This window comes from Anaerolineae bacterium (assembly GCA_013178015.1).
GTDB lineage: Bacteria > Chloroflexota > Anaerolineae > DRVO01 > DRVO01 > Ch71.
The window spans coordinates 95,938-119,863 of record JABLXR010000018.1 but is presented as its reverse complement, the minus strand read 5'-3'; the positions used below and the strand labels follow the sequence as shown (position 1 = coordinate 119,863).

At 65.0% G+C, this 23,926-nt stretch carries 25 protein-coding genes; 14 read left to right on the top strand and 11 right to left on the bottom strand.

The features are described 5' to 3' along the window. The first annotated feature begins 189 nt into the window (after window positions 1-189). The 3 genes from HPY83_09050 (at window position 190) to HPY83_09040 (ending at window position 2,004) form a co-directional block, all read left to right on the top strand. Window positions 190-378, top strand: a complete 189-nt coding sequence (locus HPY83_09050; protein ID NPV08095.1) for a zinc ribbon domain-containing protein — start codon at window positions 190-192, stop codon at window positions 376-378. A gap of 154 nt (window positions 379-532) precedes the next feature. Next, complete coding sequence (locus tag HPY83_09045) at window positions 533-1,258, top strand: amidohydrolase family protein (GenBank protein ID NPV08094.1); 726 nt, start codon at window positions 533-535, stop codon at window positions 1,256-1,258. Beyond that, entirely contained in the window at window positions 1,255-2,004 is a 750-nt protein-coding gene (locus HPY83_09040) for an amidohydrolase (protein NPV08093.1), read from the top strand. Before HPY83_09045 ends, HPY83_09040 begins: the two co-directional genes overlap by 4 nt. A 109-nt stretch (window positions 2,005-2,113) precedes the next feature. Here the strand turns inward: HPY83_09040 and HPY83_09035 are convergent, their stop codons facing one another. The 6 genes from HPY83_09035 to HPY83_09010 form a co-directional block, all read right to left on the bottom strand. Further along, complete coding sequence (locus tag HPY83_09035) at window positions 2,114-2,923, bottom strand: glucosamine-6-phosphate deaminase (protein NPV08092.1); 810 nt, start codon at window positions 2,921-2,923, stop codon at window positions 2,114-2,116. Between the two features lie 149 nt (window positions 2,924-3,072). After that, on the bottom strand, window positions 3,073-3,672 hold the full coding sequence (locus tag HPY83_09030; protein ID NPV08091.1) for a hypothetical protein: 600 nt from the start codon (window positions 3,670-3,672) through the stop codon (window positions 3,073-3,075). A gap of 70 nt (window positions 3,673-3,742) precedes the next feature. Continuing rightward, window positions 3,743-3,994 carry a hypothetical protein gene (locus HPY83_09025; GenBank protein ID NPV08090.1) on the bottom strand — a complete coding sequence of 84 codons (252 nt, stop codon included), beginning with the start codon at window positions 3,992-3,994 and terminating at the stop codon, window positions 3,743-3,745. A 91-nt stretch (window positions 3,995-4,085) separates the two neighbouring features. Beyond that, window positions 4,086-4,499 (bottom strand): type II toxin-antitoxin system VapC family toxin, encoded by a 414-nt coding sequence (locus HPY83_09020; GenBank protein ID NPV08089.1) that lies wholly within the window; start codon window positions 4,497-4,499, stop codon window positions 4,086-4,088. Further along, the gene (locus tag HPY83_09015) at window positions 4,496-4,750 is read right to left on the bottom strand and encodes an Arc family DNA-binding protein (protein ID NPV08088.1); all 255 of its coding nucleotides are present in this window, start codon (window positions 4,748-4,750) and stop codon (window positions 4,496-4,498) included. The genes HPY83_09020 and HPY83_09015 overlap by 4 nt, the downstream gene beginning before the upstream one ends. A gap of 113 nt (window positions 4,751-4,863) precedes the next feature. After that, complete coding sequence (locus HPY83_09010) at window positions 4,864-5,919, bottom strand: alcohol dehydrogenase catalytic domain-containing protein (protein NPV08087.1); 1,056 nt, start codon at window positions 5,917-5,919, stop codon at window positions 4,864-4,866. A gap of 155 nt (window positions 5,920-6,074) precedes the next feature. Here HPY83_09010 and HPY83_09005 point away from each other — a divergent pair, with 155 nt between their 5' ends. Beyond that, window positions 6,075-8,231 (top strand): response regulator, encoded by a 2,157-nt coding sequence (locus HPY83_09005; protein NPV08086.1) that lies wholly within the window; start codon window positions 6,075-6,077, stop codon window positions 8,229-8,231. On the opposite strand, the gene HPY83_09000 is transcribed toward HPY83_09005, so the two are convergent. Next, entirely contained in the window at window positions 8,137-9,369 is a 1,233-nt protein-coding gene (locus HPY83_09000) for a response regulator (protein NPV08085.1), read from the bottom strand. The genes HPY83_09005 and HPY83_09000 overlap by 95 nt on opposite strands. 162 nt (window positions 9,370-9,531) lie before the next feature. On the opposite strand from HPY83_09000, the gene HPY83_08995 reads away from it, so the two are divergent. The 7 genes from HPY83_08995 (at window position 9,532) to HPY83_08965 (ending at window position 17,141) form a co-directional block, all read left to right on the top strand. After that, window positions 9,532-10,587 (top strand): uroporphyrinogen-III decarboxylase-like protein, encoded by a 1,056-nt coding sequence (locus HPY83_08995; protein ID NPV08084.1) that lies wholly within the window; start codon window positions 9,532-9,534, stop codon window positions 10,585-10,587. Between the two features lie 109 nt (window positions 10,588-10,696). Further along, window positions 10,697-12,070: a sugar ABC transporter substrate-binding protein gene (locus tag HPY83_08990; GenBank protein NPV08083.1), complete on the top strand. Its 1,374-nt coding sequence runs from the start codon at window positions 10,697-10,699 to the stop codon at window positions 12,068-12,070. 113 nt (window positions 12,071-12,183) lie between these two features. Next, window positions 12,184-13,125 (top strand): sugar ABC transporter permease, encoded by a 942-nt coding sequence (locus tag HPY83_08985; GenBank protein NPV08082.1) that lies wholly within the window; start codon window positions 12,184-12,186, stop codon window positions 13,123-13,125. 17 nt (window positions 13,126-13,142) lie between these two features. Then, complete coding sequence (locus HPY83_08980) at window positions 13,143-14,015, top strand: carbohydrate ABC transporter permease (protein NPV08081.1); 873 nt, start codon at window positions 13,143-13,145, stop codon at window positions 14,013-14,015. A gap of 312 nt (window positions 14,016-14,327) precedes the next feature. Further along, window positions 14,328-16,238 (top strand): tetratricopeptide repeat protein, encoded by a 1,911-nt coding sequence (locus HPY83_08975; GenBank protein ID NPV08080.1) that lies wholly within the window; start codon window positions 14,328-14,330, stop codon window positions 16,236-16,238. A 235-nt stretch (window positions 16,239-16,473) separates the two neighbouring features. Beyond that, a complete protein-coding gene (locus tag HPY83_08970; GenBank protein NPV08079.1) occupies window positions 16,474-16,704 on the top strand; it encodes a hypothetical protein in 231 nt (76 codons plus the stop codon). Then, window positions 16,692-17,141: a PIN domain-containing protein gene (locus tag HPY83_08965; GenBank protein NPV08078.1), complete on the top strand. Its 450-nt coding sequence runs from the start codon at window positions 16,692-16,694 to the stop codon at window positions 17,139-17,141. The genes HPY83_08970 and HPY83_08965 overlap by 13 nt, the downstream gene beginning before the upstream one ends. A 122-nt stretch (window positions 17,142-17,263) precedes the next feature. Here the strand turns inward: HPY83_08965 and rhaI are convergent, their stop codons facing one another. Both rhaI and HPY83_08955 read right to left on the bottom strand, forming a co-directional pair. After that, window positions 17,264-18,493: an L-rhamnose isomerase gene (gene rhaI / locus HPY83_08960; GenBank protein ID NPV08077.1), complete on the bottom strand. Its 1,230-nt coding sequence runs from the start codon at window positions 18,491-18,493 to the stop codon at window positions 17,264-17,266. A 69-nt stretch (window positions 18,494-18,562) separates the two neighbouring features. Continuing rightward, window positions 18,563-20,287, bottom strand: coding sequence for a hypothetical protein (locus tag HPY83_08955; GenBank protein ID NPV08076.1), 1,725 nt, complete (start codon window positions 20,285-20,287; stop codon window positions 18,563-18,565). A 197-nt stretch (window positions 20,288-20,484) separates the two neighbouring features. On the opposite strand from HPY83_08955, the gene HPY83_08950 reads away from it, so the two are divergent. Continuing rightward, window positions 20,485-20,931 (top strand): DUF488 domain-containing protein, encoded by a 447-nt coding sequence (locus HPY83_08950; GenBank protein NPV08075.1) that lies wholly within the window; start codon window positions 20,485-20,487, stop codon window positions 20,929-20,931. On the opposite strand, the gene HPY83_08945 is transcribed toward HPY83_08950, so the two are convergent. Further along, the gene (locus HPY83_08945) at window positions 20,926-21,744 is read right to left on the bottom strand and encodes a hypothetical protein (protein NPV08074.1); all 819 of its coding nucleotides are present in this window, start codon (window positions 21,742-21,744) and stop codon (window positions 20,926-20,928) included. The genes HPY83_08950 and HPY83_08945 overlap by 6 nt on opposite strands. A 148-nt stretch (window positions 21,745-21,892) precedes the next feature. Then, a complete protein-coding gene (locus HPY83_08940; protein NPV08073.1) occupies window positions 21,893-22,399 on the bottom strand; it encodes a DUF488 domain-containing protein in 507 nt (168 codons plus the stop codon). Window positions 22,400-22,670: 271 nt separating this feature from the next. Between HPY83_08940 and HPY83_08935 the strand changes: the two genes are divergently transcribed. Together HPY83_08935 and HPY83_08930 are read left to right on the top strand one after the other, a co-directional pair. Next, the gene (locus HPY83_08935) at window positions 22,671-23,120 is read left to right on the top strand and encodes an HIT family protein (protein ID NPV08072.1); all 450 of its coding nucleotides are present in this window, start codon (window positions 22,671-22,673) and stop codon (window positions 23,118-23,120) included. After that, window positions 23,113-23,925: a hypothetical protein gene (locus HPY83_08930; protein ID NPV08071.1), complete on the top strand. Its 813-nt coding sequence runs from the start codon at window positions 23,113-23,115 to the stop codon at window positions 23,923-23,925. Before HPY83_08935 ends, HPY83_08930 begins: the two co-directional genes overlap by 8 nt. Window position 23,926: the final 1 nt, after the last annotated feature.

The window sequence follows — 23,926 nt, the reverse complement described above, 5'->3', positions numbered from 1 at the left end:
TTGCCACTAGCATAACATAACTGGCCGCTCCTGTCAGAGCACTGAAAAGCCCTGCCCTCTCCGCGTACCCCCTTGCATTGCTGCCCAAGCCTGGTATAATTGAGCATACCCTATGGGGGTATAATTATGCTAGCAGTCTTGGCAGCGGCTGTCAATGTGCGGCCCGGCTGCAACCCTGGAGGAGCCTAGATGCCCATTTTCGAATACGAGTGCCGCCACTGCGGCCGGCACTTCGAGAAGTTCGTCCTGTCCGCTCGATCCGTGTCGGTAGCCTGCCCGGTGTGCGGCTCCGACAACGTGAGGAAGGTTCTGTCGGCCTTCGCCACCTCTGGCCGGGGGGCCACTGGCGGCGCCACCTCCTGCCTACCCAGCGGCTGAGCGCCACGCCGACGTTGAGAGCAGTTGGCTCTCAAGATCTCTGACAGGAGCCGACCCGAGCCGGGGCCGGCTCCTCCAGTCCCCACCCCGGCTTGACAGCCCTGCCTGCGATGGCTAGCCTCGGTCGCACCCTCGATCCCTGAGGCGGACACCCATGCCCCTTGACGTCACCGACGTGAAGACCCTCTTCGGCAGCTGGCCCAAGCTCCGCCTGGACGTCTCGCCGGATGCGCTCGTTGCCGACCTGCGCCGTCACGGCATCGCCCGTGCCCTGACCCTGTCCACCGCCGCCGCCCTCTACGACGAGCGCAGCGGCAACCAGGAGACCTTGCAGGAGTGCCGGAGCCGGCCGGAGTTGATCCCCGTCGCCACTCTTCACCCCTACAACTACCTGGCTTCCGAGGGGGCCATTCCCGCCCTTCGGGAGCAGGGTTTCCGCGTCTTCCGCTTCCTGAACCGGCTGGAAGGCTATAGCCTGGATCTCTACTGCGTGGCCGCCATGATGCGCGATCTGGCCCGAGCCGGGTTGCCCTGCATCGCCGACGCCGTGTCCCTGGACGACCCTCACCGGCTGGCCCGGCTCTCCCACGACACGGGCGCCACCATCATCTGCACTGGGTTGGGCTACACCTTCGAGGCCGAGGTGATCGCCCTGGCTCGGGACTACCCCCGCCTCTACTTCGACGCCGGCCGCCTCACCGGGCCCGATGGCATCGAGCTTTTCTGCCGCCACGTGGGCGCCCACCGACTGGTGTACGGCTCCGACTATCCCTTCGACGACGTCCTGCCCTCGCTGCTCCTGCTGCAGCAGGCCGAGATAGCCGAGTCCGATCGCCGCCGCATCGCCTGCGACAACGCTATGGAGCTGCTGGGCCTATGAGCCTGGAGATGGACAAGATAGACGTTCACGTTCATTGCGGCCCTTACAACGTGTCGCTCATCCGCAACACCACGTTCGAGGGCCTAACCGGCAACCTCATGCCCCGGGCAAACATCAAGATCGCCTGCATATCGCACACCGAGTCGGTGTTCCATGAGATGACGCGGGGCAACGCCAGGCTCTTCCGCGCCCTGGAGCACTACCCTCAGCTGCGGGGCTACATCTACGTAGACCCGCTTCGCCCCGAAGAATCCGTGCGCGAGATCGAGAGGTACGCCTCTCACCCTCAGGCAGTGGGGATCAAGAGTCGCTCCGACTACCATGGCGTCCCCTTCGACGGGCCCGAGTACCGCCGCATCCTGGAGGCGGCGGAGCGACACGGCCTGGCCATGCTCCATCATACCTTCAGCCCAGAGGTCGCTCGCCAGATGGCCTCCGTCATAGGCAGTGTAGACATGAACTTCATCATCGCGCATTCCGGCGGGGGCAGCTGGCGTACGGTGGTCCCCATGCTGGCCGAGTACCCCAATGCCTACATGGACTTGTGCTCCAGCATCATTGATCGGGGCAAGGCCCGGGCTATCGCCGGCATGGTAGGGGTAGACCGAATGGTCTTCGGGAGCGACATGAACCTCATCAGCCCCTTCTGGACCATCGGCATGTTCGAGGAGGGAGGTTTCACCGAGGAGGAGCTGCGCCGCATCTACTGGGACAACGCAAGGCAGGTTATAGGGGACAGGTTATAGGTTATAGGGCACAGAGGGTGGACACTGATAGCCGGTGGTCCCCAGGCCCTCTATGACCAGTCCCCTGCACCCTGTGATAGCCTGTGACCGATGCCCTATGCCCTATCCCCTATAACCTATAACCTATCCCCTTCAGTTCGGCCGCTGAGTCCACGTCCACGTACAGGGTAGCGTCTCGGTGACGGCGCAGGATGCTCGCCGGGCAATCGGTGCTGATGGGACCCTGCACGGTGCAGCGGACGGCAGCAGCCTTGGTGGATCCCGGCACCATACAGTGCACCGCCGCCGCAGCGACGATGGCCGGTATGGTCATGGTGATCGCCGTCTTGGGCACGTCGTCCAGGCTGGCGAAGCAGCCATCGTGTACCTGCTGCATGCGGCTGCGCTCGTCTAGCTGAACCAGCTTCACCTTCACCGGGTCGTCGAAGTCGGCGACGTGAGGGTCATTGAAGGCGATGTGGCCGTTCTCGCCGATGCCGATGCAGGCGATGTCGAGGGGGTACTCCTCTAAGAGCTCTGCATACCGCCGGCACTCCGCCTCCGGGTCGGGCGCATTGCCATTCATGAAGAAGATGGTGCCAGGCTGCACCTTGTCGAACAGGTGCCGACGCAGGAAGTTCCCGAAACCCTGTGGGGCATCACCTGGTAGGCCCACGTACTCGTCCAGGTGGAAAGCCACTACCTTGCCCCAGTCTATCCCCGGCTCCGCCGCCAGGCTGGCCAGGAACTCGTTTTGCGAGGGCGCCGAGGCGAATACCATCGTCACCTTTCCCTCCTCCGCAATACACTGGCGCATGCGCTCCGCCACATCGCCGGCGGCCGCCTCGCCCAGAGCCTCGCGGCTCGGGAAGATCTCAACCCTGAGAGCATCTGCCTTGATCGCCCTCTCCGTAGAGGGCTGCCGCACAACATGGTCCATCGAAACCTCCGTCACCTCCTTGTTCACTACGGGCCGTAGCCTATGCCGGAGCCGATCGGGAGTCAAGTTAACTTACGTAAGTATTGCCGTTCGGGCGCCCGCCTGCGCCGCTCCCGCACTCTCCTCATCGGCGGCGATCAGCCGTCCCATCAGAAGCCAGAACGCTGTTCCCACCTCCTACAGACGTGCCAGATGTGGACGGCGTCCCTCTCCGGTTCCAGAGTGCCCTGGCCCGAGAGGGTGCAGTAGCCCACCCAACCGGCGCTGGCTAGCCGGCTGACCCGGGAGTGCCCAAAGTGGGCACAAGTGCCACAGCAGCGCAGCGTCAGCCGCCGGCGCCGGGCCAGCTGGGCGGCGAAATCGGCCAACCGGTGGTCAGGCCAGGCCGTCAGCGCCCCCGGGTCGTCGAGCTCGTACTCGATCCGCTCCTGGCCCACCTCCAGGAACCAGCGGTCACCTTCGGCTACCATTCGGGCCGGCCCCACTTCGTCCTTGGGCAGCCCAGGCCCGCTCACCTGCACCTGGCGAGGCTTCTCATCCTGCCCTAGGTGCTCAGTGGCTTGCCGGAAGGCAGCTTCCAGCTCCAACGACCGGCGCCCTCGCTCGATGAAGTAGTACACCGCGGCGGCCACGGTTCCCAGGGCCGTGGCCAGCGCCGCCCAGCGGAGGACCCCCAGGCTAGTGGCGGCATAGGCGAACACCACCGCTACCGTGACGCCCAGCAACACCATGGCCACCTTGCGCCCCACGGCTTCCTTGCCGGCCGGGGCGGCTGCTCGAGCGGAAGGTCGCCCCGCCCCCCTGCGCTGGACACGAGTTCTACGGCTCAATGACCACCTTGACCACGTTGTCTCGCTTCTCCTCCAGCATCTTCATCGCCTCCGGGACCTGATCCAGCCCCACCTGATGGGTCATCATGGGGAGCACGTCAATCCGGCCGCTGGAGATCAGATCCAGCAGAGGGCCGTAGCCCTCGGGGAAGCCCTGAGAACCAAACATCTCCATCTGGCCAAACTTGAAAGTGATGATCCGGATGGTGGCCGCGTCCCGCGCAAAGGAGCCCACCACCACCAGTCGGCCCTCCTTGTCTCACGGCAAAACTCAGTGCTTCTTTCAGGCCAGCACACACTGCCGTGGTCGCTGGAGCAGCCACTGGCTGCCATCATCGGCCCTTACCTGCAGCGTAACTGCCCAGTTCCAGGGCAATATCGGGGAACTGGGCTAGGACTTGCCTGTCAACGGTCACCAGAGGCACGCCCAGATCCTGAGCCAAAGCCACAAACTCACAGTCATACGCAGAGCATGTACTCTGGGCCACCAGGTGCAGCACGTGTGACGACACGACCTCATACTCCCGACCTGACATCAGGTCCATAGCTTCATTCATGATCTGCCGCGCCGTCTCCAGAGTCAGGACCTTCCTGCGCAAGCAGATCGCCAGTACGTTGCGGAACTCGCTGCGCCAGAGCAGCGGCGCGGCCCATCGCTGATCCTTGAGAAAAGCTTGCTCTGCCTGCACCGACCGTTCGCTTGTGAGGTACAGATAACCAATGACGTTCGTGTCTACAACTATCATGGGCGGCCAGTCGCTTTCGCCTCCGCGAACTCATTATCGCTAATTGGGTGTCCGCTCGTCTCTTGGCGCAGCCTCCGCGCTCTGGCCAGGACCGCCTCAGTGTCCACCTGGCGGCTGCGAAGGGCGCGCTCAATACACACGATGACCTCGCTGTTGATGCTTCGGCGGTTGGCTTCGGCAGACTGCTTCAGACGCTCGTACAACTCGCCGGGTACGTTCTTCACCGTGATCGTGCGCACGTACAACTCCATTCCGATTCCAATCTGGAACCATTATCACAGGCAGCTGACGAACCGTCAAGGGTAAGAGGTAGGGCAACCGAAGAGTGTGTCCCCCTGTGTCGCTCCATCGCCGGCCCTCAGGCTCAGGGCTCAATGACCACCTTGACCACGTTGTCGCGCTTCTCCTCCAGCATCTTCATCGCTTCCGGGACCTGATCCAGCCCCACCTGGTGGGTCATCATGGGGAGCACGTCAATCCGGCCGCTGGAGATCAGATCCAGCAGAGGGCCATAGCCCTCGGGGAAGCCCTGAGAACCAAACATCTCCATCTGGCCAAACTTGAAAGTGATGATCCGGATGGTGGCCGCATCCCGCGCAAAGGAGCCCACCACCACCAGCCGGCCTTCCTTGCGCAGCATCTCGCAGGCCTGGGGCAGAGTCTCATCCTGGTCGCCGCCCACGCACTCGATCACTGTGTCTACACCCCTTCCCCCGGTCAGTTGGCGGGTGAAGCCCACGGCGTCCTGTTCGGTCACGTTGATGGTGTAGTCTGCCCCCAACCGTCTGGCCAGGGCCAGTCGGTAGTCCAGCTTATCTGTGGAGATGAGCGTAGCCCCGCTGAGCTTGGCCGCCATCATGGCCGAGAGGCCGATGGGGCCACACCCCTGCACCACGATAGTCTCCCCAGCCCGGGCTCTAGCTTTGGCAGTAGCGGCGTGATAGCCGATGCCGAACGGCTGCGCCAGCGCCCCCTGGGCCATGCTCAGGCTGTCGGGCAGAGGGGCGCTGTAGAAGTCGTCTCCCAGCAGAGCCACGTACTCGGCATAGGCACCGTTGGTGGCGAAGCCAGCCCCCTTGCGCTCAGGACACAGCCGGTGATCGCCCCGCACGCAGGCCTCGCACACGCCGCACACCCTGCCCCCGGTGTGGCAAATGCGGTCGCCCACCTTGTAGCGTCTCACCTTCGATCCCACCGCCGCCACCGTGCCAGCGAACTCGTGGCCCAGCACCACCGGGTACGTCTTCACGCTGGGGTGGATGCCCCAGTAGGCCTCGAGATCCGATCCGCACATGGCACAGGCCCCCACTTTGAGCAGGATCTCATGGGGAAGGATCTCCGGCACCGGTATCTGCTCCACCGTCAGGCGATGGGGCTCCTGCAGTACGACGGCCTTCATGGTCTTGGGGATGGCTTGCATCTGCTGCTCTCCGGGTGGGCCACAGGCTGAAGAGGCTTGCTTCCTCTCAGGCCCATTGTGGGCCGCTCCCATCCGGTTGGCAAGCCTCCACCACCGGAAGGCACCTACCCTGCGTGGCTCGGGTATAATGGGCCCATCCCTCCAGGAGTGCCGCCATGGGTGTGGATGCCGAGCGTTACGAGAGAACGCTGAGTGCCCTCCAGCGGACGGCCGGGCTGGCCCTGGTGCTGCTGTGGCTGGTGCTGGTCCGCCACAACACCGACTGGCTTCTCTTCGCTCTGTCGGTAGGGCTGACCTCCCTGCTTGGCGCCAGCCTGGCGCTCTCCTCCCGTCTGGCTCGTCTATCTGGCCTCCTGCTGCTCGCCGTCCCCACGGCAGCCGCCGTCTGGGGAGCTCTGGGCGGTCAGCCGTCCTGGTCCTTCCTCTTGGTCCTGCCCGTCGTTGCCGCCGGACTCCTCTACGGTCCCTGGGCTGCCCCGGCGTCCGCCATTGTGCTCCTGCCCCTCTTGCTGGCGGTCCCGCCTTTGGCACAGGCCGCCGTCCCCCTGGTGGTATGTCTGCTGGCTGTGGCGGGCGTCACCTACGCCGGCGTGGGGGAGTATGTCGGCTTGCTGCGGCTTCACTGGGAACGCAGCCGGTTGGCCCACGACCTAGTGGCGCAAGCGCGCGAACGGCAGGGAGAGCTCAACCAGGCGGTGAAGGCGCTGGACCTGGCTTACCGTCTCCTCGAGGAGAGCCACTACCAGACCGCCGTGGCCAGGCGAGAGGCAGAGGAGTGGCGCGACCTAAAGACCCGCTTCGCCACCAACCTCAGTCACGAGCTCCGCACACCCCTCAACGTTATCTTGGGGTTCGCCCAGCTCATCTACCGCAACCCTCAGCTCTACGGCTTCGATGGCTGGCCCGAAGCCCTCATGCGCGACCTGGTGCAGGTGCAGCGCAACGCTGCCTACCTCTCCGACTTGGTGAACGACATAGTGGACATGGCCCGCGTGGACGCCCTGGCCATGCCCATCCGGCGCGAGCAGGTGAACCCCGTCAGTCTCATCAGCGAGGTGCTCGATACCCTGTCCAGCGTGGCTCAGCAGAAAGGAATCCTCCTCAGGCAGGACCTGGCCCAGCCGCTGCCCGACCTGAATGTTGATCCGGTACGCGTTCGGCAGGTCCTCTTCAATCTGATCACCAACGCCATCCGGTTCACCGACGCCGGCTCTGTCACCGTGTCCGCGGTAGTCGAGGGCAACGAGGTAGTCATCTCTGTCGCCGACACCGGGCGGGGCATCGCGCCCGACCAGCTAGAAGGCATATTCGATGAGTTCCTGCAGGTCGGGCGCCCCAAGGAGGGTGAAGATCCCGGCAAGGGACTGGGTCTGGCCATCGCTAGGCGCTTCGTCCACCTGCACGGGGGCCGGATGTGGGTGCGCAGCGAGGAAGGCAAGGGTAGCACCTTCTACTTCGCCCTCCCCCTGATGGACAAGACCACCGCCCGCTCAGTCGTACGAAGCTCCGGCGCCCTCCCTCGCCCGTCCTCCCGTCCCCGAGTGCTAGTGGTGGACGATGACGGCGTGGCCGCCGCCTACTTGGAGCGTCAGTTGGGTGGCTATGAGTTCGTACGGGTAGACTCCTGCAACGAGGCCGCCCGGCAGGTCGTCGACGTACGACCCATCGCCGCCATCGTCAACGTGGCCCCTGACAGCATCGATCCGCTGCCCGCCGAAACGGCGCTTGCTGGGGTGCCGCTTATCCACTGCGTCCTTCCCAGCATCCGATGGCTATCGGGCCACGATCGTTTCGACGGCATGCTGGGAAAGCCCGTGTCTGCCGAGTCTCTGCTGGAGGTACTGGACCGCTTCCTGGAGCGAGACCGCCCGGCCTCGGTCTTGGTGGCCGACGACGACCGGAGCTTCGTACAGCTGGTCACCCGCACCCTGCAAGCGTCGGGCCGGCCGGGCATCGAGGTCGTACCGGCCTACAGCGGTGCCGACGCCCTCCGCCGGGCCCGCCGCCAGCGGCCCGACCTGGTGCTGATGGACCTGGTGATGCCCGAACTCAATGGCTTCGAGGCCTTGGAGCGCCTGCGCCAGGATGCCGACCTGCGGCACGTGCCGGTGGTGGCGGTGACCGCGGCCAGCCCAGGAGAGGACGACCTGGCCGCTCGGGGGACCACATTCTCCCTGCGCACCCGCCGGCCCAACGGCCAACGCCTAGTGCTGCAACTCATCGCCGGGGTGCTGGAGAATGCCCGCGGCGAGCTCCCGTCAGACACCGATGCAGTGCTGCAACGAAGTCTCCCTGAGATACCGGCTTCTTGAGACACACGGTGGCGCCAAGGACCGCGCTCAGCTCGCGGTCCTCCACCACCGAGCACAGCAGCACCGGTACCTCCCGCGTCTCCGGCCTCTGGCGCAGGGCCTGGAGCACCGACCATCCGTCCGCCCGTGGCATCATTATGTCCAGCACCACCACGTGGGGGCGGTCCCGCCGCACTACCTCAAAGGCCAGCCGAGGGTCAGCCAGATGCCGCACCTGCCACGAGCTACCACTCAAGTAGCGGCGGTACAGCTCCACTGCGCCCGGGTTGTCCTCGATCACCAGCAGGGTCAGTGGCTCCCGCCGGCGTAGCCGCACCGCGATCTCTCCCGCCGCGGTGCCTCCATCCGCCTGCACCCGAGGGCTGAACTGCACTGCGATGCCCTGGTGGGCGGCGATCCGCTGCGCTTCGGCGATCCCGGCCGCCTGCTCCTCGCCCCCGGGCGAGAAGCGGATCTTGACCACGGCGGCCGAGCCCACGTCGCCCGTAGCCAGCCCCACGTCTACCGCGCTGGAGGACTGCACCGCCAGGCTGAGAAGCTGGACCAGCAACTGCTTGAGCAGAGCCCGGTCCGCCACCACCACTTCCCCCGCGGCGCCGGTGTACCTGAGCCCCGTTCCCCGCCGCCGGGCCAGGGCGTCCACCATCTCCACCGCCTCCTGAAGCACGTCTCCCAGGCCCACCTCCATGGGTTGGGCCGCCAGAGTGGCGAGCTCTCCCGAGAGGGTGTCCGCTTCAGGCGCCGGTTCATCCAGGGGCTCCCCCGCCGCGGCCCAGGTGGTCAACACCTCCGCCAGCCTCTCCTCCGCCTGGCTCAGGTCTCGGAACACCTGCCGCCGTCCCACCGAGAGCTCCTGCATCATGTCCGCGATGCTCATGCGCTCCACGTAGCGCAGGGTCAGAACGTCGCACGCTCGCCCCTCGCGCGAGCCGAAGGGAGCGGCCCGCACGGGGCGCAATGTCTCCACCGCCTCCAGCAGCACCGCCCGCAAGCGCAGGGCCCGGTCGTTGAGGTTCTCCAGTTCGGCGATGTCGGGAAAGAGCTCCACCAGAGCGCATTTCGCCAGCCTGGGGTTGTCGTAGAGGAGGTCCAGCGCCTCTCGGACTTCCTCCCGCCCTATGACCGGCCCTTGCGCCATGGCTGGCCCCTCCCTCCGTCGCTCCGGGTTCCCGCGAAGGTATGATATGTCACCCCCGAGTCACTCACAAGGCACTCCAGTCCGCCCCCCATGGCCAGCTCAACCGGCTATAATGGTGCTAGCCACGCATGTGTCACTACCCGATCGCCGGCAGGAGGTGCGATGCCTCGCGACTCGATGACTCCGCGGGAACGCTGGCTGGCTGTACTCACCCGCCAGAAGCCAGACCGCATCCCGCTGGATTACCGCGCCACCTCCGAGTTCACCCACTCCCTGCTGGCGTACCTGGGCTGTGAGCTGGAGGAGATGTACCGCCGGCTGCACATAGACAAGATGGTGGGCGCCGGGCCCCGCTACGTCGGCCCGCCCATCCCGCCCGACGGCGACGTATTCGGCTGCCGCTACACCGACGTGGACTATGGCACCGGCAAGTACCGGGAGTGCACCTACGGCCCCTTGGCCCAGTACCGGACTCTGGCGGAGATAGAGGCCAACTACACCTGGCCCGACCCCGACTGGTGGGACTACTCCGAGGTGGCGAAGCAGATCGAGGGGCTGGAAGACCAGCCCATCTCCGGTGGCGGCTCCGAGCCCTTCCTTACCTATTGCCACCTGCGCGGCCAGCAGCAGGCCTACGTGGACCTGATAGAGAGCCCGGACATAGTGCACTACTGCCTGGGCAAGCTCTACGACCTCTGCTACATCAACACCCAGCGCATCTACGAGCAGATCCCGGGTAGGGTGCTCATCACCACCGTGGCCGAGGACATGGGCACCCAGGAGAGCCTGCTCTTCTCCCCGGCTCAGATACGGGAGTTCTTCTTCCCCCACATGAGGCGCATGATGGACCTGGCGCACGAAGCGGGCGCATACGTGATGACCCACAGCGACGGCGCCGTCCGTGCCATCATCCCCGAGCTTATCGAACTGGGCATGGATGTCCTCGATCCGGTGCAATGGCGTTGCCAGGGCATGGAGCGGGAGGGACTGAAGCGCGATTTCGGCGATCGGATCGCCTTCCACGGAGCCATGGACAACCAGTACACCCTCGCCTTCGGCAGCGAGGAGGAAGTACGACAGGAAGTGCGGGACAACATCCGCATCCTAGGGGAAGGAGGTGGATTCATCCTGGGTCCCTGCCACAACATCCAGCCCATTACCCCGCCGGAGCGGATCGTAGCCATGTACGAGGAGGCCTATGCCGCCGGCAGGTTCTAGCCCGCCGGACTTCGGCTCTATCGCCATGCGCCGCGGGAGCGGCGGGCAGCCACTCCCACAGGCGCGCCTGCAGCGGACTGCTCTTCAGTCAGAGAGAGGGAGGAAAGCGATGGGTGCTTCAGTGAGTCGTCGCACGTTTCTGAGAGGCGCCGGCGCCGTGGCTCTGGGAGGGCTGGGCGCGGGCGCACTGGCAGCCTGTGGCGCTACCCCTGCCCCGGCAGGACCGGCGGCCCAGCCAACTACCGTAAGTGAGGGGGAGGCCGCGCCGCCTTCGGCCGGCCTGGCACCGGCCGAGCTGGCGGTGTGGGTCTGGTGGCCGGATCCGATCGAGTCGCTCAACCAGATGGCCGCCAGTTTCAGCGAGGCCAACCCTGGCATCAAGGTGGTCAACGAGGCTCCTGCCGACTACTGGACCAAGCTGCAGACCGCACTGGCGGGTGGTGCCGGTCCGGATATGTACTTCATGAACAACGTGAACTACTGGTCGTGGGCCAGCAAGGGGATTCTGGTGGATCTGGACCCGATGGTCGCGGCCGACCCCGAAATGCAGGACAATCTGGCCAACTCCTGGCAGGCCGCCATTGATTTCTACAAGTTTGAGGGCAAGAACTACGGTCTGCCCTACATGTATACCACCGTCGTCCTCTACTACAACGAGGACTACATCAAGGAGCAGGGCCTCACTCCCATCGCGGAAATCGAAGACGACTTCGACTGGAACCAATGGCGCGAGTACGCCAACGCCCTCACCCAGCGTGACGGCGACACCGTGACCATGTGGGGCGGCCAGAGCACTGAAGGGATCGAGACCGGTTGGCTCAACTTCGTGCGTGGCAACGGAGGCGATTTCCTCAACTCCGACTCCACCAAGTGCATCATTGACGAGCCGGCATCGGTCGAGGCGTGGCAGTTCCTCACCGACATGCGCCTGGTGGACAAGGTCTCGCCTAGTCCTGAGGCCCTACAGGCCGAAGGCACCCGCTCCATGTTCATGACCGGCAAACTGGCCACACTGCCAGGTGGAAGCTGGGTGATGAAGACCCTTAACGAGCAACTCACCGACTTCACCTATAACATCGCCATTCTCCCCAAGTCGCCCACGACGGGCGGGAATGGTGGCACAACCAACGTGGTCGGCTTGGTCATCAACAAGGACAGCAAGGCCAGAGAGCAGACCTGGGCCTTGATGACCCACTATCTGACCAAGGAATCGCAAGACATCTTGGCCAAAGCCAACGTGCTCGCCCCCATTCGCAATGACTCTGCCGAGCTGTACTACGATCCCGCGCTCGGCCCGTCGAACCGGCAGGCGGCCTTCAAGGTGCAGCAGTGGACCACCCCGCTGCCCACCCACAAGACGGTCACTTGGGGCGAGATGATGAAGCCCACAGGCGAGTGGCAGACGGAGATCTTTGAGGGACGTGTGGGCGTAGAGGAGGGCCTAACGTCCATGGCGGCCGCGGTCAACGAACTGTTCAGCTAGCGCCCCTGTCCCGCTGAGGGATATCTGGGGCTCCGGTCCCCGAGGACGGCACGGGGACCGGAGCCTCTAGATGCGCCATGGAGCCCGGAGTGCACTAGACCTGGGGGAGAGATATGAGCCAAGCGGTTGCCGCCGGTAGGGTAGGGGCTGCCCGCGGGCTACTGAGCGCCCGCGCCAAGGAGAACTTGACCGGCTGGCTGTGGGCCGCGCCTTGGGTGTTGGGATTCCTCATCTTCACCCTGGGCCCGATGCTGGCGTCGGTGTACTTCAGCTTCACCGACTTTCCCGTGATCAGTCCACCGAAGTGGGTCGGGCTGGAGAACTACCGCACCATGATCAGCGGCGACAAGTCCATCTTCCAGGCCCTCAAGGTCACCACGATCTATGCCGTCGTAGCCATACCGCTCAACCTTACTTTGGGATTCTTCCTAGCCATCCTGCTCAACCAGCCCATCAAGGGCGTGGCAGTCTGGCGCACCGTCTACTACCTGCCCGCCGTGGTCTCGGGCGTGGCGGTGGCCCTGCTCTGGCAGTGGATCTTCAACACCGACTTCGGGCTGGCTAACTGGCTTCTATCACTTGTGGGCGTCAAAGGACCGCGCTGGCTGCTCGACCCGGGCTGGGCTCTGCCGGCCCTTATCATCATGAGCATGTGGGGGGTAGGCGGCGGGATGATCATCAACCTGGCCGGGCTGCAGAGCGTGCCCACCCACCTCTACGAAGCGGCAGAGATAGACGGCGCAGGCGCCTGGCGCCGGTTCTGGACGGTCACGGTACCTATGGTCTCGCCGGTGATCTTCTTCAACCTGGTGATGGGCATCATCGGCGCCCTGCAGACTTTCACCCAGGCTTTCATCATGACGGGCGGCGGCCCGCGCGAGGCGACCTACTTCTACATGCTGCACCTCTATAACAACGCCTTCCAGTGGTTGAAGATGGGATATGCCGCCGCGTTGGCCTGGGTGCTGTTCTTCTACATCCTCTTCCTCACCCTCCTAGTCATCCGGTCATCCTCCGCCTGGGTGTACTATGAGGGTGAGTTACGCCGCGGCTAGGCAGGGGGCGACGGCTGATGACCGCTTCGGTGTTCGCGAGCAAGAGACTGCGCACAAGCATCTCCCGTGCAGTCACCTATGCCCTGCTCCTGATCGGAGCCTGCTTTCTCATGATCCCCTTCGTGTGGATGGTTTCTACATCGCTGAAGGAGCCCGGCGATGTGCTCAAGTTCCCGCCAGAGTGGATCCCCGATCCGTTCGTTTGGCGCAACTACTACGACGCCGTCACCCTGCCCTATGCGCCTTTTGGCACCTTCTTCAAGAACACCGTCATCATAACTTTCGTGTCCATGTTCGGGCAGTTGCTGTCCGCCAGCATGGTGGCCTACAGCTTCGCCCGCCTGCGCTGGTGGGGCCGAGACGTCCTTTTCATAGTGGTGCTGGCCACCATGATGCTTCCCAGCCAGGTTACGCTTATACCGGTATTCATCCTGTTCAAGCAGCTGGGCTGGGTGGACACCCTGTTACCGCTGACCGTCCCGGCTTTCTTCGGCGGTGGTGCCTTCACCGTCTTCCTCTTCCGCCAGTTCATGATGACCATCCCCCTGGAAATGGACGACGCCGCCAAGATAGATGGCTGTAGCACCGCCGGCATCTACAGCCGCATCATCATTCCCATGTCCCGCCCCGTCCTTATCACCGCCGGCATCTTCTCCTTCCTGGGCCACTGGAATGACTTCATGGGCCCCCTGATCTACCTCAACAGCACCCACAACTACACCCTCAGCCTGGGCCTGCGCATCATCCAGGGCTACGGCGGCTACGGGGTGCAGCGCTGGCACCTGCTCATGGCAGCCTCGCTCATCGTGATGATGCCCGTGCTGGCCCTCTTCTTCATGGCCCAGCGCTACTTCATCCAGGGCGTGGTGGTGAGCGGGGTGAAGGGGTAGAGAGCGACACCCGCTTGCTGTTCGGCGGTGTGGCCACCGAACCGGAGAGGTCCGTCACGTACGGGTTCGCGGAGGGCTTGCTCTGGCCGCACTGCTCCATGTCCGGAGCCCAGACCGCCGGTGAACTTGAGGACCTGTAGCTTTGGCATCGGGGGCGCCTGACCGTCCCTCAGGCACCCTGCATCTGTGCTCTCAACTGCTCGTCTGATTTCAGCCCAAGAGCTGACTCGCGGCCCATCTTCGGGCGCATGGACCGCTTCTCGCGCTTCGTGTATGCTGACTGCGGAGACACCACTCCCCGCGAGGGCATAGATGGCACCCAAAGCGAAGCCACCACGGTCCCTTCCCATCATGGCCGACACCTGGTACTCGGTCATACGCCCAGTGAACACCTGGGTAGCTGTCGAGGAAGGCGGCGACGAGCTCTTCCGCCCCTTCGTGCTCCTCACGGTCCAGCTTGGCTTTGGTCTCATCATCGCCACTCAGATTCTGACGGCTGCGCCGTCGCCGGAGGAGCTGCAGCAGATGCTGTTCGGCGCTATGCGCCGCCCGCTGCCAGTGCCCGGCCTCCAGCCTCACCGTCCCGGTGTGGTTGCCTTCGAAGAGGAAGCCTTGGCTCAGGCCATGGCCCCTCTGCTGGCACCTGCCGGGGTGAAGGCACGCTACCTGGCCCTGCCCCCAGAGGCAGAAGAAGCCCTGGAAGAGCTGCAGAGCGTGCTTACAGCCACCTCCGAGCCCGAGCTGCGCGGCCTACTCGACAAGGGCGACATCACACCGGAGCAGGCGGCCGGGTTCTTCCGCGCCGCGGCTGCCTTCTACCGGGCCCAGCCCTGGGTCCGACTCGGCAACGAGGACGTGCTCAGCGTCCAGGTACTTCCGGGCAGGAAGCAATGGCTCGTCATCGTGATGGGCCAGGCCGGCCAGGAGTATGGCCTCTCCCTCTTTCGCGACCATGAGGAGCTCGAGCGCTTCCTCCGCGCGCCCATGAGCGCCCCCTCATCGGGGGGTCGGCACGTCCTGTTTTTCAATGAGCCGCCCTACGTCTCCTTCAGCGATCTTGACGCTGTCGATCGCTACGGCTGGGAACTGCCCGAGCCAGGCCTCTACCCTACACCTATGGTCTTCCGGCGGCGTTCGGTCGCCCGTCCTGATGCGGCCATGCTGCGCTGGTACGAGGCGGCGCTGCTCGCCATTCCCGCCTTCGTCGCGGAGTATCTTGCGACCGGCGCTCCCGCCGAGCTGGGCCCCTCGGTGGCCGAGATCGCCGTACCCACGAGTGCTGGGGACGTCACTGTCCGCCTCTCCTACCCCGCTGCCGACTTCAGTCAGATTCGGCGCCCGCTCCGATCGGACCCGGACGAACAGGAGGGTACCGGAGCCTTGGCCTTCGACCGTCGCGCTATCGAGGGACATCTCGCCCAGGCAGTGGCCGATCTGGGAGCGGGAAGCTTGATCGGTGAGGCCGTGGCGAAGGCACAGGAACTGATCTACCGGGCCTGGGAGGAGCAAGACCCGGAGCGTAGGGTCGCCCTGGCACGCCAGGCCCTGGAACTCTCGCCCGACTGCGCCGACGCCTATGTCATCCTAGCCGAGAACACAGCCGAAACCGCCGACGAGGCGATGGCCATGTACGAGGCGGGAGTAGCAGCCGGCCGGCGCGCTCTCGGCGAGGCCTTCTTCCGCGATCCCGAGAACTTGGGCCACTTCTGGGGAATCCTCGAGACACGGCCGTTCATGCGGGCCCTGGCCGGTCTGGCCGGCGTGCAGGAGTATCTTGGCCGCAGCGATGAGGCGATCGCCAACTACCGCGAGCTGCTTCGCCTGAACCCAGGCGACAATCAGGGCATCCGGTATCTGCTGCTGCCCTTGCTCCTCAACCTGGGCCGGGACGACGAAGCCCAGGCCCTCCTGAACCAGTACACGGACGACTGGAGTGCCGAGTGGAGCTATGGCGCTGCCTTGCTTGCCTTCCGCCGTGGCCCCAGCCCGAAGGCTGACAGGCTGCTTAGGGCGGCGCTGCGGATGAACCCGCATGTCCCCGCGTATCTTACGGGCAGGAAACGGATCCCCCCGCACTTGCCGGCCGGGTACACCCCAGGGGAGGAGAGTGAGGCCGTGCTCTACGCGGCGGATAGCCTCAACCTCTGGCGGAAAACGCCTGGTGCTGTGGAGTGGCTGCGAGCACGCACTGGCGGCAAGCGGCCGCCTGCCGGTCGCTCCTAGCCAAGCTGGCTTGCCATCTGCGGCCGTGCGTTCAGCGTGGCCACCGGCCCGCTGGCCTGGCACTCGGCCGGGCCTCCAACCAAGCGCTTTCACCGAGGGCATCGCCTCCAGGGGCCTGAAGCGGCAGACGGTCCGTCCGGCGAGCAAGAGAGACGCGGCCAGGCTTCCGTGTCGGCCCTTGCCAGCGGGTGGCGGTTGTCATACTCTGGTGTAAACCTCTAGAGGCTGGCATCAAATGGGCGCAGGCGATTCGGTGGCGTACCGTGAAGCGTTGAGACAGGCGCGTCTGCTTCAGCCTGACGAGCGGCTCCGGCTGATCGAAGAGCTGGCAGCCCTGGCCCGCCGGGACGTCCACGCTGACAGACGGCGCAGTGTTCTGGAGCTGGAAGGGCTCGGCCAGCAAGTATGGGCCAGGGTGGTCGCACAGGATTACGTCGACAAGGAGCGCGATTCGTGGACTGGCTAGAGCCATTGCGGGGCGACGTGGTCGGGCTCGATACCTCTGTGTTCATCTACTTCATACAGAGACACCCCGACTACATGGGTGTGGTGCGCCCCTTCTTTGCCGCTCTCGACCGCCACGAGCTCGATGCCGTCACCTCAGTCGTGAGCTTGATCGAGGTGCTGGTTCAGCCGCTGCGCCACGGGGACCAGCGCCTCGCGAGCGAGTACCGCGACATCCTTCTCCACGCCGACGGCCTCACCACCCTACCGGTGACAAGCTCCACGGCGGAGATGGCTGCTCGCTTGCGCGCCGAATGGGGCATAAGGACGCCAGATGCCATTCAGATGGCAACAGCGCTCCAGGGCGGAGCGACTCACTTCCTCACCAACGATCATAGGCTGCCAAGGACCACCGGGCTGTCGCTACTGATACTGGACGAGCTAAGACCGGTGCAGTAGGAGGCGCCACGCAGAGTCCCAGATGTCGGCGCGACGGACCGTCCCACGCAATGCCCCGTCCGGCCCGGAGCACCCGCTTACGGCGCCTGTCACTGCGCAATAGGCGCCGCCGCGCGCCCCAACTACGCCCCCTGGTACCCTGATCCGCCCCCCGCCGTCCCGCGCTCCTTGGCGATGCGCTCCTGGTAGCCGCTCGCCCGGTACGCCGCCAGCGGATCGGGTTCCAGCCCCATTTCCACCCTCACCTGTGCCAGAAGTGGGCGTACGTCCGTGTCATAGGCCGCCCGCAGCGTCTCCTCCGCGGCCACGATGTTGCCCGCCTGCTGGTGCTCCGCCAGCGCTTCCCTATCCACCAGCAGCGCCTTGGCGTAGGCCTCCTGGATCTGCACCACCGACTGGATCATGGCCTCGATCTTGGGCTTGACGTTGTGGGACTGGTCGATCATGTAGGCCACATCCATGTCCACGGCAGGATCGCGCTCGGCGTCGACCAGCTCGCTGTAGATGAGGAACAGCTCGTAGGGATTGATGGACCCGGTGGTGAGGTCATCGTCGCCGTACTTGCGGGCATTGAAGTGGAACCCTCCCAGTTTGCCCTCGTCCAGAAGGAAGGCCACGATCTGCTCTACGTTGGTGCCCAGCGGGTGGTGCCCCAGGTCCACCAGCACCTGGGCTCGCTGGCCCAACCTGAGCGAGAGCGCGTAGGCGGTGCCCCAGTCGGGGATGTCGGTGAGGTAGAAGGCAGGCTCGTAGAACTTGTACTCGATCAGCAGCCGCTGCCGGGCGGGCAGGCTCTGATAGATCTCCACCAGAGACGCTTCCAGCCGCCTCTTCCGCCCCCGGATGCTGTCCTGGCCCGGGTAGTTGGTGCCGTCCGCCAACCACAAGCTTATGATGCCGGACTCGACCTCTTGCGCGATCCGCGTGCACTCGAGCACGTGCTCGACTGCCTTCTGGCGCACGGCTTCGTCCGGGTGGGCTAGGCTGCCCAGCTTGTACTCGTCCTCCTGGAAGAGGTTGGGATTGATGGCGCCCAGCCTCATCCCCAGGTTCTCGGCGTAGCTTTTCAGCTCTCCGAAGTCGTCCACCATATCCCAGGGGATGTGCAAGGCCACCGTAGGGCAAACGCCGGTGAATCGGTGCACCTGAGCTGCGTCGGCGACTTTCTCGAAGGGCGTCCGCGCCGCCCCGGCCTGGGCGAACACCTTGAAGCGGGTGCCCGAGTCCCCGTAGCCCCAGGAGGGCGTCTCGATCCGTTGGGCCTTGAGCGCAGCCTTGACGGACTCGACGTCCACCCCCTGCGTCACCAGTTGCTCAGCCAGTACCTCGTATGCCTTCTGCCAATGGTGCATCGGAGCCTCCATCCGCGCCCGCCGCGTCGCCCCAGGGTCTCGCCCCTCGCGATGCCAGCGGCTATGGTCTCATTCGTCATCGTGCTGCATTGTAGCAGAGGCCGGAGGGTGACTCCTAACGACCCCAAGCACCGCTTCACCATACTGCGCCAGCTTGCCCTTTCCTATTCCCTTGATGGCGCCCAGCTCCTCCAGCGACGAAGGCCGGCGCGCCGCGATCTCGCGCAGTACGCTCAGGTGCAAGATGAAGTACGACGGCACACCGGCGGCCCGCGCCTCCTCCAGTCTCCAGGCCCGCAGCGCTCCGAGCAGTCCCTCGTCCACGAGCGGCCGCTGGTCCCCCTCAGGTGTGGCTCTGCCCGGGCTCAGAGGCGGCGCCGGTGCGGGCTCGACCAGCCTCTCCAGCATCTCCAGGTCACGCGTAGCCTCGCTGCCGGCCCTGGTCAGGTCGAGCACCTCACCGCCATGCGCCAACTGGCGCCGTGCCAGGAACCCCTCCGCCTCCAGGCGCACCAGCATGCCTTCGATCGCACTCCGCGACCGGAACGCCAGGGCCCCGAAGCCCGGCTGCTCGCGTCCGCGCTCCGGCGCCTTGGGATCTCCCCTCAGGATGCGAATGAGGCTGCCCCGCCCCCAGCTCCACGGCCCTCCGGCGACGCACTCCAGCACCGTCCGCAACTGCTCTGCCTCTCCGGGAAGGCCGGCAGCCGGTGTGGAGGCGCCGAGGCAATTGTCACACGCCTGGCATCGCTTGACCGTCCTTCCGCCCAGGTATTGGGCCACGTAGCCGTGCCGGCAGCGTCTTGTCTCGGCATAGGCGGCGATGTCGTCCACCCGTTGGGCCTGGATCATGGCGTGCCGCTCCAGCAGCTCGCGCACCCGCGCCGGAGCATCGGGCGGCGAGGGCAGCAGCTCCAGAAGCAGGTCCCGGCCAGCGGGGCGGTAGGTAATCCAGCCCTCGTCAGCCCAGCGCACCAGGTGGAGCTCAGCCTCCGCCAGCGGAAGGCCCGCCCGCCTCGCCGCCCCCATCACGTCCAGACTGAGCATCTGCCCCGGGCGCAGCCGGGCGGCCCGGCAGAAGGCGGTCAGTTGCGTTAAGCCTTCCGGCACCTCCTCGGCATCCAGCCGCACTCGGGCGGCACGCGGGACATCGAACCCGCGGCGCAGCAGCCCAGCCTGCTCCAGGAATCCCAGAGCCACTCGTAGCGTCAGTTCGTCCACCTGCAGGTCACGTAGCAGGTCGGCCTCGGCCACTCGTCCCACTGATGCCCCGCCCAGCCGTCGCCGCACCGCCGCGTGTGTGTCCCGCAGTTGCTCGACGGTGAGCCGGTCCCGTCGGGACCGGCGAGTCAGCACCCTCCGGTCGGCCGGGCTGTACATGAGCACGCATCGGGCCGGTAGCCCATCTCGTCCGGCCCGGCCCGCCTCCTGGTAGTACGCCTCCAGCGAAGGAGGAGGTGCGAAGTGAACGATGAACCGGATGTCCGGCTTGTCAATTCCCAAGCCGAAGGCCACGGTGGCGACTACGATGCGGGTGCGGCCCGCCATGAAGTCGTCCTGCACCTGGCCTCGGTTCGGTATCCCGGCGTGGTAGTGCTGTGCCTCCGTCCCCTGGCCGCGTAGGAGGGCGGCCAACTCCTCCGCTCGGGCCCGGGTGTCCACATACACGATGCCACTCCCTGCCTCCATCCGGCAGAGCGCGACCAACCAGCCGAGCTTGTCATCCAGGTTCCGGACCCGCCACACCTCCAACCGCAGATTGGGCCTGATGGCATCGCCAGCTATCACGCGCATCTGTCCCAAATGCGCGGCGATGTCCCGTCTTACCCGCTCCGGCGCGGTGGCCGTCAGCGCTAGCAGGGGCGGGTTCGCCGTGCCCTACACCGCCTTGTACTTCTCCTGACCTGAAGGAAGCTTGGCACTGAATCGCGGCTGCGCTAGAATGCCGCGGAGCGTCGCCAGTACCTCATCATTGTTGCCGAGGGACAGCCATGGCAAACGATGCAGTGCTCTACACAATCGGCTACCAAGGCAGAACAGCCACTGGCCTTGTTGGTGTGCTGCTGGAGGCTCGAGTGAATCTGGTCGTTGACATCCGAAGTAACCCTCGCAGCCGCAAGCCTGGATTCTCAGAGAACGCGCTTAACAGCCTTCTGCAAGCCAACGGAATCAGGTATATCCATATGCAAGGCCTGGGCGTTCCCAAGCCTCTCCGTAGCCAGCTAAGAGCTGACAGCAACTACCCAGCATTCTTCGCCGCCTATCGGCGTTCGCTGGCGTCTCATGAGCAGGAGCTCCTTGAGGTTCTGCGGCTGGCCAGGGTGAACTCGTGTTCGCTCCTATGCTATGAATGCGAGCCGACAAAGTGTCACCGGTCCATCCTTGCCAGAGCGATTCAGCAAGCCGATGGAAACGGCATGCAAATCAGGCACCTATAGCATCGTCAGCTGACTCGGCCCGCGCGGCGGATAGTAGAGCCCGACTATCACCCAGGAGCGCATGAAGCGCCTCAGGGTCCCCACATAGAGATGAAGATCTCTCCGTGGTAGCTCGGCTTCGAACTTCTGCCTCAGGTGCTTCTCCCAGTCACCGCCGTATTCGCGCCGCCACTTGCGATACGACTCGCAGATCTCCCAGTCGAGGACCTTCATCCTATGGCCGGAGCAACCTAATCCTTCGCACCGGAAGTTGTAGTAGAAGCCGTAGGGCATCTTCTCAAGGATAGGAGGCTGTCCTTGGTGGCTGCCAAACAGGGACAGCTGCTCTCTCCTGAGCTTCGCGAGTTCCTCTTCGGTCCAATCGGGGCATTCCTCTGGCTGGATCTCAAGACCCTGGAATTCGCGCACTCGCACTAGTCCCAGAGACCGCTTTCCTTGCGGCGCTCTCGAGCAGAGGTCCTCCATCGAGGGTTCGACCAAGGGACGGACCAAACTCCAGCGTTCAGCCCAGTCCCGTCGAGTGCCGACTTGGCGCCCTAGCCTTATGCTATCTTGATCGATCTTGTGGCTCTCGGGCCTTGGGTCGCTAGGGTCCTTCACAATCCTGGCAGTGATCCACTGGTACTTCCTGAATCTCTTGTCGAGCATGCGGAATTGTACTGGGTACAGCCGCAGCCATTCATGTTCCGCTGTAATCCCGGCAATACAGGAAGTCTCTATGTACTTGTGGCTCGGCGCGGGATATGTCTTGACCAGAACCAGTATCTTCTCTTCTGTCCATTGTGTACGTGGAGCACTCGACTCCCCTTTCATCTTCCTCAGTCGCCACCTCCAGCCAGTCCAAACCAGACTTCGCGGATGTTCTGGCCGCGTCAGAGTCGCCCGATAGGATGCTGCTTCTCTAGTGTCCTGGGAGTGCCGGCTATCATCTGCCATACGCTGAACAGCACTGCCGCGGCACTCACATCGCTAAGCGCGTGGCAACACCGTGACTATGGGCTCCCCATAGGATCAGTCTGGCCTCCACCGCGAGCCCAGAGTCCTTCCCCCGCAGCTCCCAGAAGTCATGTGGTGGCCGACCCATGTCGCGGTTGACAGGCGGGACCCTCAGTGGCCGCGGTATGGGAATCGCGGCGTCCGTCCTGGCGTCGGACCGGTTGGTGGCCCACAGAGCGCACCGTTCCATGGCGGTTACCTTAGCCTCACCCAGTCTCAGCCACAGCTCCAGATCTGCTCTGCCCTCGGCGACACGCCCCCCGAGCTCGTCCCCCAGGTACCGGTAGGCGATGTCCGCAGCCTCCAGCCCGCGCGCCAGGGCCTCCCGGTTGAACTGCGGCGCCCACTGGCTGTAGGGCTGGCTGCGCACGTCCACCACCAGCGAGATCGAGTGCGCCCGCAGCAGCTGGATCAGCTCCGGCAGCGAGCGGTCGCTGTGGCCTATCGTCCACACGCGCAGGGAGTCAGCCAACTGATGTCCCCCATCCAGTATTACCGAACCGTAATGGCCACGGCAGCGTACCAGCAGGCACCGAGCTGGTCAACCCGCTGCTCTGGGTGCGCAGGCGTCAGGACCCGGCTGCCGGGGCCGGAGCTCATCCCTCCGCAAGCTCTGAGCATCGCGAACCCGGCGCCCGCGCCTCGCCCGCCCTCTCCGCTTACCAAGACCCCGCTCCTGGTGCTACACTAACGGCACAGTCAGGAACGGACCCGCCCAGCTTGGCCCGGCCGAGGGGAACTCGATGCCATCCACCACCTATCGAGCCGAATGTGTGTTCTGCCGCATCATCGCTGGCGAGGCACCGGCTAGCGTCGTCTACCGAGACGATCGGACCCTGGCCTTCATGGATATCAACCCCATCACCCGCGGTCATACCCTGGTGGTCCCCGTCGAGCACTGGGAGAACCTGTACGACCTGCCCGACGAGGACAGCTCGGCCCTCATGCTGGTCGGAGCCAAGGTGGCCAGGGCGGCCAAGCGCGCCCTCTCCGCCTCCGGCGTCAATCTCTGGATGGCGAACGAGCGGCCGGCCGGCCAGGTGGTCATGCACGCCCACCTACACGTCATTCCTCGCTACCCCGGCGACGGCTTCCGCATCCAGGCCCTGGGCCGGGCCCGAGGCGATCGCAGCTACCTGGATGAAGTAGCCGCTGGCCTCCGGGAGGCACTGGAGAGAATGCAGGATGGGTGAGTCCACTCTGAGGCGCAGATCCTTGGTCGCCATCCTCGAGCACGCCCTCTTCCGGCTGGAGAGCGCCGTCACCATCGCCCTGGCCATCCTGGCCATCGGCCTGTTCCCTCGTCCCTTCCCCTTCTGGCGGTGGTGGTACTGGCTCATCCTGTTCCTGTTGGCTGAAGCCCTGATCGTATGGACCAGCATCACCGATGTCCGCACCACTGAGCGCGTAGTGGCCGACATGCTGCGCCAGCGCTTCGACCCCCGCCGGCTTCGTCTCCCCCACCTGCAGGCCGAAGTAGAGCGGGCCCTGCAATACCGCACCGGCATCGAGGCCGGCATCGCCCGTCGGCGCGAGGGAGTGTTGCGCGACCGGCTGGCCGACATTGCCGGACAAGTGGATCAGTGGTTAGGCCAGGTCTACGGATTGGCCCAACGGCTCGATCAGCTTAGCAGCGATGACCTAGTGCAGCGCGACCTGAAGTCAGCTCCGGATGACGTGGCCCGCTACCGTGCTCGAATCCAGCGCGAGAGTGATCCCGAGGTCCGCCGCCACCTGGAGCAGGCCCTGGCCGCCAAGGAAACCCAGTTGGCCAACCTGCGCGAGTTAGCCCGCACCATGGAGCGGGGGCAGCTGCAGCTGGAGAATACCGTGAATAGCCTGGGCACCATATACTCCCAGGTGGTTCTCTTGGAGGCACAAGACGTGGATAGCGGACGAATGCGCCGGCTCAGCCAGGATATCGAGGAGCAGGTCTCTTCGCTCAACGACGTCGTCTCCACCCTCGACGAGCTATATCGCCGATCAGCGGAGGAGTGAG